Annotated in this window: 12 protein-coding genes; 6 read left to right on the top strand and 6 right to left on the bottom strand. The window is 60.1% G+C overall.

The genetic code is table 11. From position 1 onward, the window contains the following. From ACKVY0_RS18585 to ACKVY0_RS18560, 6 genes are all read right to left on the bottom strand, one after another. Window positions 1–652 (bottom strand): NAD(P)(+) transhydrogenase (Re/Si-specific) subunit beta (locus ACKVY0_RS18585; protein ID WP_409216330.1); only part of this gene is annotated, 652 nt, incomplete at its 3' end. A gap of 12 nt (window positions 653–664) precedes the next feature. Continuing rightward, window positions 665–946: an NAD(P) transhydrogenase subunit alpha gene (locus ACKVY0_RS18580; protein ID WP_409216329.1), complete on the bottom strand. Its 282-nt coding sequence runs from the start codon at window positions 944–946 to the stop codon at window positions 665–667. A 6-nt stretch (window positions 947–952) separates the two neighbouring features. Continuing rightward, entirely contained in the window at window positions 953–2,080 is a 1,128-nt protein-coding gene (locus ACKVY0_RS18575) for a Re/Si-specific NAD(P)(+) transhydrogenase subunit alpha (protein ID WP_409216328.1), read from the bottom strand. 417 nt (window positions 2,081–2,497) lie between these two features. Further along, a complete protein-coding gene (locus ACKVY0_RS18570; RefSeq protein ID WP_409216327.1) occupies window positions 2,498–3,484 on the bottom strand; it encodes a GDSL-type esterase/lipase family protein in 987 nt (328 codons plus the stop codon). Next, complete coding sequence (locus ACKVY0_RS18565; RefSeq protein WP_409216326.1) at window positions 3,481–3,891, bottom strand: hypothetical protein; 411 nt, start codon at window positions 3,889–3,891, stop codon at window positions 3,481–3,483. The genes ACKVY0_RS18570 and ACKVY0_RS18565 overlap by 4 nt, the downstream gene beginning before the upstream one ends. A gap of 7 nt (window positions 3,892–3,898) precedes the next feature. After that, window positions 3,899–4,840 carry a hypothetical protein gene (locus ACKVY0_RS18560; protein WP_409216325.1) on the bottom strand — a complete coding sequence of 314 codons (942 nt, stop codon included), beginning with the start codon at window positions 4,838–4,840 and terminating at the stop codon, window positions 3,899–3,901. A 155-nt stretch (window positions 4,841–4,995) separates the two neighbouring features. Here ACKVY0_RS18560 and ACKVY0_RS18555 point away from each other — a divergent pair, with 155 nt between their 5' ends. The 6 genes from ACKVY0_RS18555 to vccD all read left to right on the top strand — a co-directional run bounded on the left by ACKVY0_RS18555 (window position 4,996) and on the right by vccD (window position 16,200). Next, window positions 4,996–8,103, top strand: a complete 3,108-nt coding sequence (locus tag ACKVY0_RS18555; RefSeq protein WP_409216324.1) for a PSD1 and planctomycete cytochrome C domain-containing protein — start codon at window positions 4,996–4,998, stop codon at window positions 8,101–8,103. Next, window positions 8,100–9,524 carry a DUF1501 domain-containing protein gene (locus ACKVY0_RS18550; RefSeq protein ID WP_409216323.1) on the top strand — a complete coding sequence of 475 codons (1,425 nt, stop codon included), beginning with the start codon at window positions 8,100–8,102 and terminating at the stop codon, window positions 9,522–9,524. The genes ACKVY0_RS18555 and ACKVY0_RS18550 overlap by 4 nt, the downstream gene beginning before the upstream one ends. A 361-nt stretch (window positions 9,525–9,885) precedes the next feature. After that, window positions 9,886–13,992 carry a Verru_Chthon cassette protein A gene (gene vccA / locus ACKVY0_RS18545; RefSeq protein WP_409216322.1) on the top strand — a complete coding sequence of 1,369 codons (4,107 nt, stop codon included), beginning with the start codon at window positions 9,886–9,888 and terminating at the stop codon, window positions 13,990–13,992. Beyond that, window positions 13,989–14,483 (top strand): Verru_Chthon cassette protein B, encoded by a 495-nt coding sequence (vccB, locus tag ACKVY0_RS18540; RefSeq protein WP_409216321.1) that lies wholly within the window; start codon window positions 13,989–13,991, stop codon window positions 14,481–14,483. Before vccA ends, vccB begins: the two co-directional genes overlap by 4 nt. Next, window positions 14,480–15,619 (top strand): Verru_Chthon cassette protein C, encoded by a 1,140-nt coding sequence (gene vccC / locus ACKVY0_RS18535; protein ID WP_409216320.1) that lies wholly within the window; start codon window positions 14,480–14,482, stop codon window positions 15,617–15,619. The genes vccB and vccC overlap by 4 nt, the downstream gene beginning before the upstream one ends. After that, on the top strand, window positions 15,616–16,200 hold the full coding sequence (vccD, locus tag ACKVY0_RS18530) for a Verru_Chthon cassette protein D (RefSeq protein ID WP_409216319.1): 585 nt from the start codon (window positions 15,616–15,618) through the stop codon (window positions 16,198–16,200). Before vccC ends, vccD begins: the two co-directional genes overlap by 4 nt. Window positions 16,201–16,203 lie beyond the last annotated feature (3 nt).

Genomic DNA, 16,203 nt, shown 5'->3' with positions numbered 1-16,203 from the left:
GCAGTGAAATGACCACCGGCATGTCAGCACCTCCAATGGGCAGCACCATGAGCACGCCGAGCGCGAGCGCGAGCACGAGGAATAAAACCATGAGCACCATGCTGTGAGAGCCCGTGGCCATCGCGATGGCAAGCAGCAAATTCATCACGAACAGCACACCGTTCATCACCTGCTGCGCGGGATAGGTCACGGGCTTGTCGAAGTGGCCTTCGAGCTTGTAGAAGGCGATGATGCTGCCGGATAGCGACACCGCCCCGATCATCGCCGCGCTCAGCATCGCCACGACAAACATCGTGCTCGCCGCCTGTGTCACATGCGCAAATTCAATCGCAGCCACCAACGCCGCCGCACCGCCACCCGCACCGTTGAATAAGGCGACCATCTGCGGCATCGCGGTCATTTTGACTCGATAAGCACCCGCCGCACCGACAATCAGGCCGATCACGATGCCTGCGAAGATGAGAAACCACTTCCACAGCGACACGCCCGTGCCGTGTGGGCCGTGCATGAGCGGCAAGACTGCCAACAACGCGAGCACCATGCCCAACCCGGCCACGAGATTGCCGCGCCGCGCGGTCTTGGGTGACGCGAGCAATTTAATGCCGACGATGAACAGCACGGAGGCGATGAGGAAGACGAGCGAGGTGATCATGGGTCGGTTTCCTCACTTCTTGCCCTTGAACATCTGCAGCATGCGGTCCGTGACCATGAAACCGCCGAACACGTTCGCCGATCCCAGCACCACGGCCAGAAACCCCGCGACATGCTGGATGAAACCGTCCGCCGCCGCCAGCACCAGCATGCCGCCGAGCAGGATGATGCCATGAATCGCGTTCGTGCCGGACATCAGCGGCGTGTGCAGCATCGACGGCACCTTCGAGATGAGTTCGAAGCCGAGGAAGATCGACAACACGAAGATGAAGAAGATGAGCATGTCGGCGGTCATGGCATGTCAGGTGGTGGCGAGTTTTGCGTTCACGATTTTGCCACCATGCGTCACGAGGCAGCCTTTAAGGATGTCGTCTTCCAGGTTCAGCTTCAAAGCCTTCGTGTCCTTGTCCCAGAATTCACTGAGCAAGGCGGTGACGTTCGACGAATACATCTGGCTCGCGTGAACCGGCACCGTGCCAGGCAGGTTGGCGATGCCGACGATCTTCACGCCCTTCCGGTCGGTGATCTGATCCGCCACCACGCCTTCGACATTGCCGCCGCTTTCGACGGCGAGATCAACCACGACGCTGCCGGGCTTCATCGCGTCGAGCATCTCGCTCGTCAGCAAAATCGGCGCACGTCGGCCGAACACCTGCGCCGTCGTGATCACCACGTCCGACTCCGCGCACACGCGGGTCATGCCTTCGCGTTGCAGTTTGATCTGCTCTTCCGTCAGCGGTTTTGCATAGCCGTCGGCAGTCTGGCCGGTTTCGCCCACGTCGATCTTCACAAATTTTGCACCGAGCGACTTCACCTGCTCCTCGACAACCGGTCGCGTATCAAACGCCTCCACCTTCGCGCCGAGCCGCTTCGCCGTCGCGATGGCCTGCAATCCGGCCACGCCCGCGCCGATGATGAAGACCTTCACCGGCTTGATCGTGCCAGCAGGCGTCATCATCATTGGAAAAATCTTTCCTGACTGCCCCGTCGCCACAATGACGGCCGCATAACCCGCTAGGCTCGCCTGTGAAGAGAGCACGTCCATCTTCTGCGCCCGCGTGCTGCGCGGCACCATCTCCATGCTGATCGCACTCACGCCACGGGCTGCCAGCGCCTGGATCAGCTCCGGCGATTGAAATGGGTCCAGCAATCCGACGAACACAGCGCCTTCACGCATCAAACCCACGTCGTTGGGTGATGGCTTGCGAACTTGCAGGATGACATCCGCAGCCTTGATCATCCCGGCACGATCCGCACACACCGTCGCACCCGCTGTCGTGTAATCCGCATCGCTGTGTCCACATGCGGCGCCCAGCCCCGACTCCACCTCGACCTTGGCCCCCAACGCCGTCAGTTTGGTCACATGCTCCGGCACCATCGCGGCACGCGTTTCTCCAGGATGGGTTTCTTTGGGAATGGCGACGGTCATTGGCTGGCGGTGACACGAACGTTAGCAAGGGCGGCGATCTCGCCAGCATCATTTCGTGAGATTTGAGGGAGCTGGTGCCTCCACAAGTGAGTGAACTACTCATTACCGAGCCATCGGGCCTGTGCTGCGATGAACATGCGTGGCTGTGTTTGTGCAAACTGCACGGCTGCAATCTTCAAGCCCAACGGGCTTGTGTCGATAGCCCAGGGTTCGCAGAACCCTGGGTCCATGCGCAACAAGAGACGCGTGGAAAGGAACAACCCCAACGGGGTTGTGTCCGTCATGGAACCAGCACCGAAGGACGCAACCCCGTTGGGGTTGCACCACCTCAAACCGTTTTGATCTCGTAAACCCAGGGTTGTGCCAACCCTGGGCTGAATGACAGAAGCCCGTTGGCCTTCATCAGAATCAACCCACTCACTCCCCCATCAGCTTCTTCACCGTCGGCTCGATGGCCTCGGCCCAGATGCGGTAGCCTTGTTCGTTCGGGTGGAGGAAGTCGGGCATGATGTCCTTTGTGATGAGGCCCTCAGGCGTGAGGAACTTCGGGCCGATGTCGAGGTAGGTGACGTGGTGCGTCCCGTCGAGCTTGGCGATGCCTTGGTTGATCTCGGCGATCTTGTCGCGCTGCGGGCCGGGCTTCTCACCGCGTGGAAAGACGCCGAGCAGCAGGATCTTCGACTGCGGCAGGCGCTTTTCGAATTCCTGTACGATGGCGGTGATGCCAGCTGCGATGTCAGGCGCGGAGCAGTTGCCGCTGTTGTTCGTGCCGATCATTATGACGACGAGTTTCGGCGCGATGTCGTCGATGGCACCGTGCTGGAGCCGCCAGAGGACGTTTTCCGTCTTGTCCCAGCCGAAACCGAGGTTGCCGGCGTTTCGCGGCGCGTAGAATTCGCCCCAGGTCTGCTGTCCGCGCAGCGTATAGCTGTCGAACTGCTCGCCGCCGAAGAAGTGGGTGATGGAGTCGCCGATAAAGAGAATCTGCGGCTTCGCACGCTTCACGGCGGCGCTGGTGAGTTCATGGCGCTTCTGCCAGTCGTAGCTCGGCCAGCTCCGATCCTGCGTGACGGGGATGACGGTGCTGGGAACAGCGGCTTCGAAGTTCGGCGCCGGCTTCAGCACGGCAGTGGCGACTTCGCTCATGCTTTTGCGATCCTTGCTAAAAGTCCGCGCTTTGAGTGTGCCTCCATGCGGGATCTCGATGGGCGCGAGGTAGGGATTCGATTTCGCGATGGGCTCGGCTCCATCAAGGGTGTAGAGGATGGTGGTGTCCGCAGCGGCCTCCAGCTTCACCGTTCCTCCGGGCGACTGCTGGATCACAGGCGGCGCGAGTGTGATTGCCGTTTCGGCGTGAAGGACGGCACAGACGGCGAAAAGAGAGAGAAGCAGATGTTTGCTCATATGACGCTGAGACTAACGAGGATGCCGCGTGCTGTCCATGCAAGCGTGCGAATCCAGTTGGTGAGAATGAGGCGGCGGATGAGTGACGGATCGAAACCTCGCATGAGCTTCGTGTGAATGGGAGCCTGCAAGACGGCGGTGGAGAGCCAGGTGAGCGGAATAAGGCATGCGCTGATGGTGAAGAGCATGTTGCTGCCATCATAAAGAATCCAGGCGGCAGTCGCGGCTTCCACGAACAGCAGCGGTGCGACGATGAGGCCGATGCGGAAGCAGTGGGCGAAGTGGTAGTCTATGAACTCGGCTTTCCCGACACGCAGAAACTGCGGATAGCAGAGAACTTGCACGACCCAGATCAGGCCGACGAGCGTCCAAGTGACCGCGAGGTGAATTGAGAAGAGCCAGGTCATTGCCGTGCTACTTCAACGAGCCCACATCGGCTGCCTCATGCAGCTTCTTCATCTCCGCATCGCTCAGCGCACGATTGAAAACCGCCAGGCCGCCAAACCGGCCAATCGTCGCCTCACCCGTCATCGAACCCACTGCCATGCGTGCGCCGACGGTGAAATCGGACGGCGCGATCTTTGTCTTCGCGTGCAAGGCCGGATCGTATTTGAAGATGCCGCGACCATGATAATAGGGGTTCATGCCACGATCTTGGCCGTCGGGGCCTTCCTGGGTGAAATACGGGTCGTTGCGCTTGTCTTTGACGGCGTCGAGTTGGCGAGAGTCGAGCACGCCGTTGATGTAGGCTCGGATGTATTTCGAGTCATAGGTGAAGGCGAGCGTACACCACTGCTCCTCCGGCACTTCGAGCTTGGTGGCTGCATAATCGGCGCACCATGGGAACTTGGAGCCATCGGCACGCATCGTGACACCGCCCTCGGCGCTGATGTGCGGCACGAGCTGGCGATTGCCGCCGTAGGTGGGCATGTTCATGTGCAGCGCGTATTGCCGCGTGCCGGTGTCGTCGTTCGCGCCTTTCCCTTCGCTCCACATGCCAGCGATGGTGCGGCTCTTTTTGAGATCCACGATGCGCACGACGGCGAACAAGCTGACCTGCGCGTCTTTGCCAGAGATGTTCAGGTCGCCGGTCTCGCTGTGCTTGATTTCAAAATACTGGCTGCCGTTCAGGTCGGCCGCGTAGCCGGAGAACGGGCCGCCTGCCACGCGCTGGATCGGCCCGTTCACCTCGCTGAGTGGATGCTTCTCCTTCGTGCCCTGTGAGACTCGCTTTTGACCGGCATTTTCGCCAAACGTCCAGAAGCCGACTAGGCCCGGCGTCTTTTCGATGACGGAGGCGTCTCCGGCGAAAACGGATGAGAACGAGATGGCGAGAAGTGAAAGGAAGGCACGCATGAGTGATGAATTAAGGATGGCAGACACTCCAAGGCATGGGAAGCCAGTTTTTAGACAGCAAAGAGTTCGTGGCCTGGCCGCGTAATGTCTCAGCCGCTTAGCTTATGAAAAAAAACAGCACTCATCCAGCCTGCCACGTCGTTCCGACGCGATGCATGGCTGTGTTTGCATGGATCGCTCTCGCATCGGTGCCTGCAGCGGCGGTGGATTATGAGAAAGACATCAAGCCGCTGCTCAAGGAGCGCTGCTACACCTGTCATGGCGCTTTGAAGCAGAAGGCGGGCCTGCGTTTGGACACCGTCACCGCGATGAAAACCGGCGGTGACAATGGCAGCATCCTCACTGCCGAGCACACGCTGCTGCTGGAGCGTGTCACTACCACCGACAAGGATGAGCGCATGCCGCCGGAGGGCGAAGGATCGTTGCTTACGCCGGAGCAAGTCGCCAAACTCAAAGCATGGCTTGCCGCCGGTGCCACCGGCCCCGTGAGCGAAGTGCCGGAACCTGATCCGCGTGCGCACTGGGCCTACCAGCCGCCGAAATCATCTGGCAAGTCGATGGACGCGCTACTCGCGGCACGACTTGCTGCAAGAAAGCTCAAGCCGCAGCCCGAAGCTGCGCCGGAGATGTGGTTGCGCCGAGTTTATCTCGATCTCATCGGCCTGCCGCCTTCAACGGAGGAGATCGCGGCGTTTTTGAAGGACACGTCGATGCCTGCACGGCAGCGCGTGGTGGATCAACTCCTCGGCACACCGCAATACGGCGAGCGCTGGGCACGCCACTTCATGGACATCTGGCGCTATTGCGATTGGTATGGCCTCGGCGCGCAGCTTCGTCACAGCCAGAAGCACATCTGGCATTGGCGCGACTGGATCGTGGAGTCGCTGAACACCGACAAAGGCTACGACCAGATGATCGTGCAGATGCTCGCCGCCGATGAACTCGCACCCGAGGATCGGGACAACCTCCGCGCCACCGGCTTCCTCGCCCGCAGCTACTACCTCTTCAATCGCACCACCTGGCTGGACGAGACCATCGAGCATACCTGCCGCGCCTTTCTCGGTCTGACGATGCAGTGCGTGAAATGCCACGCGCACAAATACGACCCAATCGAACACGCCGACTACTACCGCATGCGAGCCATCTTCGAGCCGCTGCATGTGCGCCTCGATCCTTGGCAGGGCGAAACCGACTTCGAGAAGAACGGCCTGCCGCGCGTTTATGACCTCCACCTCGATAAAGCCACCTTCCGCCATGTGCGCGGCGACGAGAAGAACGAGGACAAGTCAAAACCGCTGCCGCCCGGCATTCCGCAAGTGCTGGAGTTCGCTTCTTTCCAACCAGCATCCGTCAAACTGCCGCCAGCATCCGCCAAACCGGCGCTGCTGCCCTTTGTGCTCGAAGACCAGCTTCGCGCTGCCGAACGCGACATCACCGCCGCGCAAAGGGTTCTCGACAATGCACGACAGGCACTCGCCAAATCACCTCAGCCTGCTGCGAAGCCAGTGACAACGCCCAAGGTGCTCGTCAGCGATGATTTCACCTCTGCGAAGCCCGAGCAGTGGGAGATTCTCAAAGGCGACTGGAAGCATTCGCCGACCGGCGTGCGCCAAAATGAAACCGGTGCCGAACGCCGCTCACTTCGCCTGAAATCTGCTCCGCCAACCGACTTCGAGGCCAGTTTGAGCTTCACCATTCGCGGAGGGCAGAAATGGAAATCCATCGGCATCGCCTTCGACAGCACCGATGGCGACGACGTGATGATTTACATGAGCGCTGTGAGCGGCGGATCGAAAATCCAGGTCGCCTTGGCCAATGATGGCAAGTCCACCTATCCCCTCGCTGGTGCGGTGGCACGCACGATCTCGCAGGACGTGCGCTACACGCTCGATCTGCGTGTGCGCGGCCAGCTCATCAATGCCAGCATCAATGGCGAGTCGGTTCTCGCTTATCGGCTGCCGCAGAACCGACGCCAGGGCGCGCTCTCGCTCACCGCCTTCGATGCCGATGTCGAGTTTTACAGCTTCAAGCTCGCCGAACTGGCTGCGAATGCCGTTTTACGCGAACCTGCCGCTGACAAGTCGGTGCCGCTCGCGGATGCGAAAGCCGCCGTCGCTCTCGCTGAAAAGCAGTTCGCAGCCACCAAAGCCAAACCTGCGATGATTCGCGCTGTTTTCACTGCGGATCAGGCCAAACAAGACAAATCGCTCGCCCAAGCCGCCGCTGCCGCCGAAGCGAACTACAAACTCGCGCAGGCTGAGGTCGATCTTGTCAAAGCTGAGGCCGATCCGAAGGCCAAGGACGCTGAAAAGAAGATCAAAGCCGCACGCGAAGCACTGGAGAAGGCCAAAAAGAAAGTAGCGACTCCAGGCGAGGCTTACACATTGCTGCCTGCGAGTCTGAAAGCCCAGGAAGGCCCGGAAGAAAACAACAACACGACCGTGCAGACCTATCCCGAGAACAGCACGGGCCGCAGGCTGGCATTTGCCAAGTGGATCGCCGACAAACGCAATCCGCTCACCGCTCGCGTGCTCGTGAACCAAGTCTGGATGCGGCATTTCGGCGCTCCACTCGTCGCGAACATGGACGACTTCGGCCGCCGCTCGCTTGCGCCGTTGCATCAGGACATCCTCGACACGCTCACGGTCGATTTCATGAACAGCGGTTGGAGTTTGAAGCATCTGCACCGCGCTATGGTGCTCTCCGAGCTGTATCGCCGCAGTTCGTCCAACGCGGAGGCCGATGCGGCCACCGTCGCTGCCGATCCAGATAACGCGAACTACTGGCGCATGAACCCACGCCGCATGGAAAGCCAAGTCGTGCGTGACAGCCTGCTGCATCTCGCCGGGAAGCTCGATCTCACGCTTGGCGGCCCCAGCCTTGATCCCGCCTCGTCCGAAACGAGCCCACGTCGCTCGCTCTACTTCGTCCAAAATGCCGACACCGAGCACCGCTTCCTTGCCGTCTTCGACAACAGCAACGTCCTCGAATGCTACCGCCGCAACGAAAGCGTCGTGCCGCAGCAGGCGCTCGCTTTGACAAATAGCAGGCTCAGCCGCGAATGTGCCGACGCCTTGGCCGCGAAGCTCGGCAAACTCGATGGAGAAGCGTTTGTGACGCAATCCTTCCTCACCGTGCTCGGTCGTCCGGCCTCGGAAGCGGAACGCCACGCAAGCCTCGAAGGCTTCCAGGCGTTGAAACAGAACCGCAGCCTGTTTTTGCAGGCGCTCCTCAATCACAACGACTTCGTCACCCTGCGATGAACTCCATGCATCTGCCGACACCCTTTCTCCGCCGCGACATCCTTGGCGGTCTCGGCAGCATTGCGGTGGCGTCGATGTTGAAGGCTGAGGAAGTCTGGCAGCCGCCGAGCGGGCTGCCGGTGATCCCGCAGAAGGCGAAGCGCGTGATCTGGCTGTTCATGCGCGGCGGCGTCAGTCACATGGAGAGCTTCGACCCGAAGCCGATGCTGACAAAATATGCGGGCAAATCCATCGGCGAGACGCCTTTTGCGAGCGTTCAGGACCCGGAGAAGCTCAAAAAGGTGCGCGTGGTCGTGGTGAACGATGCGAATGGCAAGCAGCGCACGATGATTTACCCGCTGCAAGTTGGCTACAAAAAGTACGGCCAGTGCGGCATCGAGATCAGCGATTGGTTCCCGCACATCGGCTCCTGCGCGGATGAGATCGCCTTCATCCGCAGCATGTGGACGACGGACGACAACCATGGCGCTCAAGTGCAGTTCCACAGCGGACGACACATGCTGGAGCCACGCGTGCCGACGCTCGGCGCGTGGGTGACGTATGGTCTTGGCTCGATGACGGACAATCTGCCCTCGTTCATCAACATGGGGCCGCGCTACTTTGATATTCGCGATGGTCACTATCTCGGACCGGCCTATGACGCGGTGAACATGAAAGTCGATCCGAAGAATCCACTCACCTTTGCCGCACCCGAGATCGCTGTCGGCAAAACCGAGCAAGCAGTGCAGTTCGACCTCATTCACAAGCTGAACACGCTCAACGCCGAGCAGTATCCCGGCGACAAGACGCTCGCCGCCCGCATGAAGAGCTACCAGCTCGCCTTCAACATGCAGACCGCCGTGCCTGAGACGATGAATCTCGACACGGAGAGTGAGGAGACAAAGAAGCTCTACGGCCTTGATGACAAGGTGACGGAGCCGTTTGCACGCCAGCTCATCGTCGCGCGTCGTCTCGCCGAGCGCGGCGTGCGCTTCATCCAGCTCCAGCATGGCGATGGTGCCGCTGGCGCGTGGGATTCGCATTCCGGCTTGAAGAAGAATCACTCCATGCTCGCGCAGCAGGTGGACAAGCCGATCTCCGGCCTGCTCAAAGACCTGAAGCAGCGTGGCATGCTCGACGACACGCTCGTCGTCTTCGCCACCGAGTTCGGCCGCACACCCGGCTCGCAGGGCAGCGATGGCCGCGATCATCATCCGTATGGCTTCAGCGTCTGGATGGCCGGTGGTGGCACCAAAGGCGGCACCATTCACGGCAGCACCGACGAACTCGGCTTCCACGCCGTCGAGCATCCGCATTACGTCACTGACGTGCATGCCACGATCCTGCACTTGCTCGGCCTTGATCCGCATCAGTTGGAAATCCCTGGTCGCAAGCGTCTGGAGCGCGACTTCGGCCATGTGATCGGCGAGGTGCTGGCGTAGGCCGGATGTGTTTGGCGGAAACAGCCCGCGCTGCTTCTTTGGCCTTCTTCGCCAAACTATCCGGCGCAGGCAGGGGCGAGATGCCCTGGGCGTCTTTGCACGCCCTTGGAACCGGATAGTTCGGCGAAGGCAGCGTGTCATGCAGACGGCATCCCACGCGCCGAACACAACCGGCTTACGACCCAGTTCGCATGCTGATGGCTTTCAAACACGGCGGTTGGCTGGTGCCAGCCCACCTTTTTTTCTGGTCGAATCAGGCTGGTCAGGGTAAAACCGTCGGATTCTCCCGGTTATGACATGTCCCCACCAACCAGCCACCCCTGTCCGGCATGCCTGTGGCATGGCGCTGATGATTGTCTTGATGATGCTGGCCCTGCTCATGGTGCTGGTGCTGGCCATCCTGCAATTCAGCCGGACGGAGACGAAATCTGCCGTGATCGTGACGCAGATCACGGAAGTGCGCACGCTGGCCGAGTTGCCAGTGAATCTCGTCATGGGCCAGATCCGCGAGGCCACTTCCAATCTCAATCAAGCCAAAGCCTGGGCCTCGCAGCCCGGCATGATCCGCGTTTTTGGCACCGAAACCGATGACACCAGTGGCCGTGCGAAACTCACCGGGGCCTGGAAGCTCTACAGCAGCAATCAAATGGTCGCGGGTGAGGACTTTGATCCTGCCACCGAAGCCGCCGCCATGACCGGCTGGCACACGCAACCGGCCACCTTTGCCGATTTGAACGCCCCCGCCATCCTGCCGCAGACCGGCGGCACGTTCCGCAAAGTTTATCCCATTTTTGATCCGGCAGCGGTGGGCCTGATCGACGGCGTGTCGCTGGACACCGCCACAATCGGCACCACGCAGACACAACCCGCCCCCATGCCCGTGCGCTGGCTCTATGTGCTGCGTGACGGCCGTTTCACCCTGCCAACTGAGGAGAACGATGGCGTGGCTGAATTCGATACCAATGTTGTCAGTGCCACCAACCCCATCGTCGGCCGCATCGCCTTTTGGACGGATGATGAGAGCTGCAAAGTGAACATTAACACCGCTAGCGAAGGCACGCCATGGGACGTGCCGCGCGCAGCAGGCTGGACAGAGCGTAACTACGCGGAAAAAATCCCTGCCGCCAATGAGTTTCAAAGATTCCCTGGCCATCCTGCCACCACCAGCTTGAGCGCCGTGTTACAGGCTTTTGATGACAGGTACAAACCAGTGGCTCCTCAAATCAATTCCAGCGGCGTCGTGTCGAATAACAAATACGCCCCTTATCTGCGTGATATTTACGCGCTGCTGCCACGCACGCATTACGGCAGTGAGACCGCCATTGAAAGCTCTCGCGGTGGCACTGCTCAAGTGCCCGCCACTCTGTATGCCGGTGTGCCAGCCAAGGGTGAACGCTTGTATTCCACAGTGGACGAATTTTTCTTCCAGCCACAGACCGGAGCCACGGCAGGTCGCTTGCGCAATGGCGCGGTTGCTGGAGCATCGCCGCCCATCAATACGGATGATCTACGCATGGCGCGGTTTTTTCTCACAGCGCACAGCCGTGCCCCTGAAACCAATCTCTTCAATCGCCCACGCCTGTCCCTCTGGCCCTTGCAAGCAGATGTCACCAAGCGCAGCGCCAAAGACAAGCTGCTGGCCTTCTGTGCCACTGCTGCCAGGGACAAAAGTACCGGCAAAGGCCGCGAACACGGTTTCCAGCGCACTTCCGTCTGGCAGGGCAGTGGCAAGCCAGGCTCCGCCCAGAGTAGCACGGAGGACTTTATGCTGCCGCAGAATCAGGCCACCTTCGGCTACCTCCAATCACTCACTTCATCGCCTGTGCCCGGTTTCGGCCCGGAATCCTTCGCCACAAAATATAGCACGATGAACCGCTACCAGATACTTCTGAGCATGCTCGACCTCCAGCGTTGGGGGGTGAACTCGTGGTATTCGCATTTTGATGCACAAGCGGGCAAAATTGATCCGAAGCGGTCCTATTATTTCACACCGCCGCGCGCGGTGAGTGGAGTGAACAGCTCATTTGTGGGGGAGGCCATGGCTGTGCCGCTGGTCACTGCAAGCACGCCGAAGTCTCCGCAACCTGATGCGGCCGGCCTCAAGGCCTTTGGCCGCTTTCCAACCATCAGCGAGGTGGTCGTGGTGTTCATGGCCACCGAGGTCGAGGGTGATGATGGCAAGCCGCTCACCTCGGCAGATGCCGCTGCCGGTAATACACGCAAGGCACTGGATAAAAAGAACAACTTCACCGCCGCCGTAGGCCCAGACCATTGGGGGGACAACACCCACACCATGCGTGCTTATGTGTTTCTTCAGCCCTACACGCCAGTGGTTGGAATGCCTCCCTACACGCCAAACGTGCGATATGCCATCGATGGACTCGATTCCTGGAAGGCTGACGGCATCCCGCTTGGCTTTCCCGACAAATCCAAAGCTATCAACCGAGCCTGGACCCCTGGTGGTGGCACCTCCAACGAAAATGGCCACGCCACGGCCTATACTGCACTGACCAGCCAGTTCCTGAAAACCACCGTTTCCAAGACTGTCGGAGTAGGCGACGAAACAGACAATTATCCCTTTGTGGGAACGCCAGTGTCAGTGAAAAACAAGAGTCAATTCGCCTTCTCCGGCGGAGCGCTCAAAATTAAAATCTTTTCTGGTTTTGGTTCAAAACCTTCGTTCGGCGACAAGCCTGTGCAGGAAATCAATTTGAACTTCCCGCCTGTGACACTGCGAGTGCCGCGCCTTGGTAAAGACTTGGACAAACGCTGGACCGCAACACCCTCCGCCACTGGCAAGTGGGATGCCGTTTGGACTGGTGGTAAATCCGGCTGGCTCACCCCATTGTTGGATTTGCAGAGGCGCTTCGACATGGTGCGGAATCGCGCTGACGGCTATCCTTATCCCGTTGGCGCGTCAACCGAGGGAGTCGGGCGGCAGATCATCGTGGGCTGGGGAGACACGGTGCGCTCGGTGTTCCTTGATCCAAACGGGCCAACTAAGGGGGACTACCGCGCACTGTGCGCACTGCCAGTGGTGACGCCTGATTATTATGTGGAGCACCCAGATTATAAAAAGACCGACAAGGATGAAGCACAATCCCTGCGCTTCGCAGGGCTGGCCTATCAGGGACACTTCGGCAATACTGTGGGCCAGCGTGATGCTGGACGCATGCACGTTTCGAATGTGTCAGGCAAGTTGCTCAAGGATGTCTGGTTTTGGCAGGATTGCCAGCCTGCTGTCCCAAAAGGACTCAACGGTGCCTTCAAGAGTGACAGCACTCCCGGTCGGCCAGGGGACTGGGACAACGGTGTCGGCCGCATCGAGGATGGCCCCTACATCAACAAACCGGATGAAGGTGGCTTGGACATCGGCGGCGGCGGATATTTTGGCCGCGCAGGATTCACCGAAGAAAAGGGCCGCACGCACTCACCGAACCGCCAAATCTGCTCCGCCGTCGCCTTCGGCTCACTTCCCACGGGCGTGTATCCGGCGGCCTATTCAAGTGGCAAACCCAGTCCTTGGCAGACCTTGCTGTTCTGCCCCAATCCGCCCTCACGTGTAACCGCCGCTGATGCTGAGCCGCAGGCGACTGATCACTATGGTTTCAAGGCACCGCGGGATCACCTCATGCTTGATCTCTTCTGGATGCCCATCGTGGAGCCATATGCCATTAGCGAGCCATTCTCCACCGCCGGCAAGATCAACATGAACTTCCAAATGATGCCCTTTACCCATATTACGCGCGCCACCGGCCTGCATGCCGCTTTGCGCAGCGTCCGGGTCAATGCCCTACCAGCCAAGATCGCCACTGCTGGGACTGCGCCGCAAACAGATCAAGGCCACGCCAATGTCGATCAGCAACAGCGCTGCTATAAAAGCTGGCAGGAGTGGCTAAAACTCGAAACCAACTACGAGGTCAATGCTGCGGAGACGCTACAGGGGTTTCAGCGACGTTTCACTCAAGGCGATGTGTTCCGCTCCGCATCAGAGATTTGTGATCTCTTTTTGGTGCCACAGTACCTCACCGGGAAGGTCGCTGCAGATTACACCAGTACTGGTGCCAATAAGCTCAACTTAAAAGCACCCCCGCAAAAACTCGCCAACATGACCTCCTGGTGGAACGGGGATATCAACGTGCAAACGGACGGTTTTGAACTCACCGGCGACAACACCCGCGAGTCTCCTTACAACCAGCTCTACCCGCGACTCACCACACGCTCCAACGTCTTCCAGGTCCACTACCGCGTGCAGGCCCTCAAAAAGGCCCGCAGCACACCTGCGACGGTGTGGGACGAGAAAAAGGACCGTATCGGTGCGGAGCAGCGTGGTTCGGTGATTTTGGAGCGCTACATTGATCCCAATGACCCTGCGCTGCCGGACTTTGTGGCGGATCCAGATGCCGACGGCGCGCTGGATGACCACTACCGCTTCCGCATCATCCGCAGCAAGATTTTCGCACCATGAAGCTGCTCTCCAGCACACCTCGGCGGCCTCGCTCCGCCGCTTTTTCCTTGGTCGAGGTCATGGTGGCCGTGGGCATCACCGCCGTGGGCATCGTCACGCTGCTGGGACTGCTACCATCCAGCCTCAGCAACATCCGACGTGCCGCCAATGACGGTGTGGAGGCACGCGTGATGCAGGCCATCATGGCCGATTACCAGATGCGTGACTGGCCCAGCATCCTGCGCCAGCAGGAGTCGGCGGCGGCTGAGATGACCTACTTCGACCTCAATGGCTTCCCGGTGAAAAGTGCTGACTCCGAGGCCTTCCTCCTCGCCCAAATCAATGTGGTGGATGCACCGCTGCTGCCTGGTGCCACCGTGCCAAATCCACGCCTGCGCATGCTGCGCGTGCGCACCAGTCGGGATGTGCTGGCAGGGGCTGCGGCCTTTGATAACAAGCACACCTTCCGCCAGACCCAGGCCATCCTGCCGCAGATGGATAAAAGCCCATGATGCAGCCACGCACCTCCCGCCCAGGCCTGCGCGCGGCCTTCAGCCTAGTGGAGATACTGGTCGCCATGGCCATCACCTCCCTGCTGCTCGTGCTCATGGCGCAGATGCTCAGCAGCACGCAGCTCGTTTGGAAAAACACCCGCTCCAGCGTCGGCAGCTTTCGGGAGGCTCGGAACGCCTTTGAAACCATCTCCCGCCGCGTCAGTCAGGCCACCCTCAACGCCTACTGGGGCTACAACGACCCCGCCGCGCCCACTTTTTATCAGCGTCAGTCGGAGCTACACTTCGTCAGCGGCCCCGCACAAGTGCTGCTGCCGCTCCAGCCGCTCTCACCCGGCCATGCGCTGTTTTTTCAGGCCCCGCTCGGCATTGCGGAAAGCGCTGACGTGCAGCGGCTCGAGGACACGCTCAACACCATCGGCTACTGGGTTGCCTTTGGCAGTGATCTCGACCAACGTCCCGCGTGGCTGCGTGAGGACACCGTCACGCACCCAGAGCGGCGGCGCTTCCGTCTCATGGAGTTCCGCCCGCCCACCGAGCAGCTCGATCTGTATCGCATGGTCGATGATCCCGCCGCCACCGGCAAAAAGAAGCCCTGGATCGAGGTCCAGACCACCAAGGGCACCCTCTACCAGTGGTTTAACAACTTCCTCATCGCCCACTCACATCCCATCGCGGATCACATCTTCGCCATCTTCATCGAGCCGCTCAATCCCGTGCCCGTACTGCCCGCCAGCGGCACCGCACCACCGCCGTCAGCCTCCCTCGCACCAGATTACCACTACGACTCACGCCGCCATCAATGGGCCGTCGATGCACGCGCCAATGTCTCCCGCCACCAGATGCCGCCGCGCCTACAGCTCACCCTGCTCGCCCTCGATGAAGACACCTGGCTCCCCCTCACCCAGGAGCAAGCCACACAGCATGCCGAGGCCCTCACCAAGCTCATGCAGGAGAAAATCTTCCAAGGCCTCAAAGGTGCCCCCACTGAAGAAAAGCTGCGTGAGCAAACCAAGGCCGACCTCCAGCTCCTCGACACCGAACTCAGAAAAATCGGCCTCCGCAGCCGCACCTTCACCGCCGTCGTCAACATCCGCGCCGCCAAGTGGATCACCAGCCAGGAGGCCGCGCCATGATCCCCATTCGTCATTCCGCATTCGTCATTCGTCATTTCTCCCGCGCCTTCACGCTGATCGAAACCCTCGTCGTGGTCACGCTCGTCGCCCTGCTCCTCACCCTGTCCATCAACAGCCTGAGTGGCGCCATCAACGCGCAGCGGCTCAGCACCGCCGCCGCCCTGCTGGAAAATGACCTGCGCATGACCGCCATCCTCGCCGTGAAGGAAAACCGCCCCATCTACCTCCGCTTCACGCAGACCGGAGAACCACCGCAGTATCGTGGTTGGCAACTCGTCGGACCTGATCCGGCCACGGGCACACTCCAGGAACTCAGCACGCCACAAAAACTTCCCGAAGGCGTCGTCTTCCTCGACCACGAGGACTTCTCCAATATCCTGCAACTCGATCCCATTGCCGGTTACGGACTCTTTTTCGGCTACACCCGGTCCGGGGACACCACTCTTCCCAAAAGCACCGGCTCACGCTGGTGCCTCACGCTCGCCGAGGAGGCCCGCATCATCCCTGATGCCGAAACGCCGCCCAAAAACTACAGAACTCTCGTCATCAATGCCCACACTGGCAGCGTGGCGGTGTATTGAAGA

It is taken from the genome of Prosthecobacter sp. (genome assembly GCF_046154365.1).
GTDB lineage: Bacteria > Verrucomicrobiota > Verrucomicrobiia > Verrucomicrobiales > Verrucomicrobiaceae > Prosthecobacter.
The sequence above is the reverse complement of the archived record's forward strand: the minus strand, read 5'-3'. Positions and strand labels throughout refer to the sequence as shown.

Coding starts and splice junctions, on each gene's coding strand:
- ACKVY0_RS18580 (WP_409216329.1), bottom strand. CDS start 946: ATGACCGCCGACATGCTCATCTTCTTCATCTTCGTGTTGTCGATCTTC.
- ACKVY0_RS18565 (WP_409216326.1), bottom strand. CDS start 3,891: ATGACCTGGCTCTTCTCAATTCACCTCGCGGTCACTTGGACGCTCGTC.
- vccA (WP_409216322.1), top strand. CDS start 9,886: ATGATGCTGGCCCTGCTCATGGTGCTGGTGCTGGCCATCCTGCAATTC.
- ACKVY0_RS18570 (WP_409216327.1), bottom strand. CDS start 3,484: ATGAGCAAACATCTGCTTCTCTCTCTTTTCGCCGTCTGTGCCGTCCTT.
- vccD (WP_409216319.1), top strand. CDS start 15,616: ATGATCCCCATTCGTCATTCCGCATTCGTCATTCGTCATTTCTCCCGC.
- ACKVY0_RS18555 (WP_409216324.1), top strand. CDS start 4,996: ATGGCTGTGTTTGCATGGATCGCTCTCGCATCGGTGCCTGCAGCGGCG.
- vccB (WP_409216321.1), top strand. CDS start 13,989: ATGAAGCTGCTCTCCAGCACACCTCGGCGGCCTCGCTCCGCCGCTTTT.
- ACKVY0_RS18560 (WP_409216325.1), bottom strand. CDS start 4,840: ATGCGTGCCTTCCTTTCACTTCTCGCCATCTCGTTCTCATCCGTTTTC.
- vccC (WP_409216320.1), top strand. CDS start 14,480: ATGATGCAGCCACGCACCTCCCGCCCAGGCCTGCGCGCGGCCTTCAGC.
- ACKVY0_RS18550 (WP_409216323.1), top strand. CDS start 8,100: ATGAACTCCATGCATCTGCCGACACCCTTTCTCCGCCGCGACATCCTT.
- ACKVY0_RS18575 (WP_409216328.1), bottom strand. CDS start 2,080: ATGACCGTCGCCATTCCCAAAGAAACCCATCCTGGAGAAACGCGTGCC.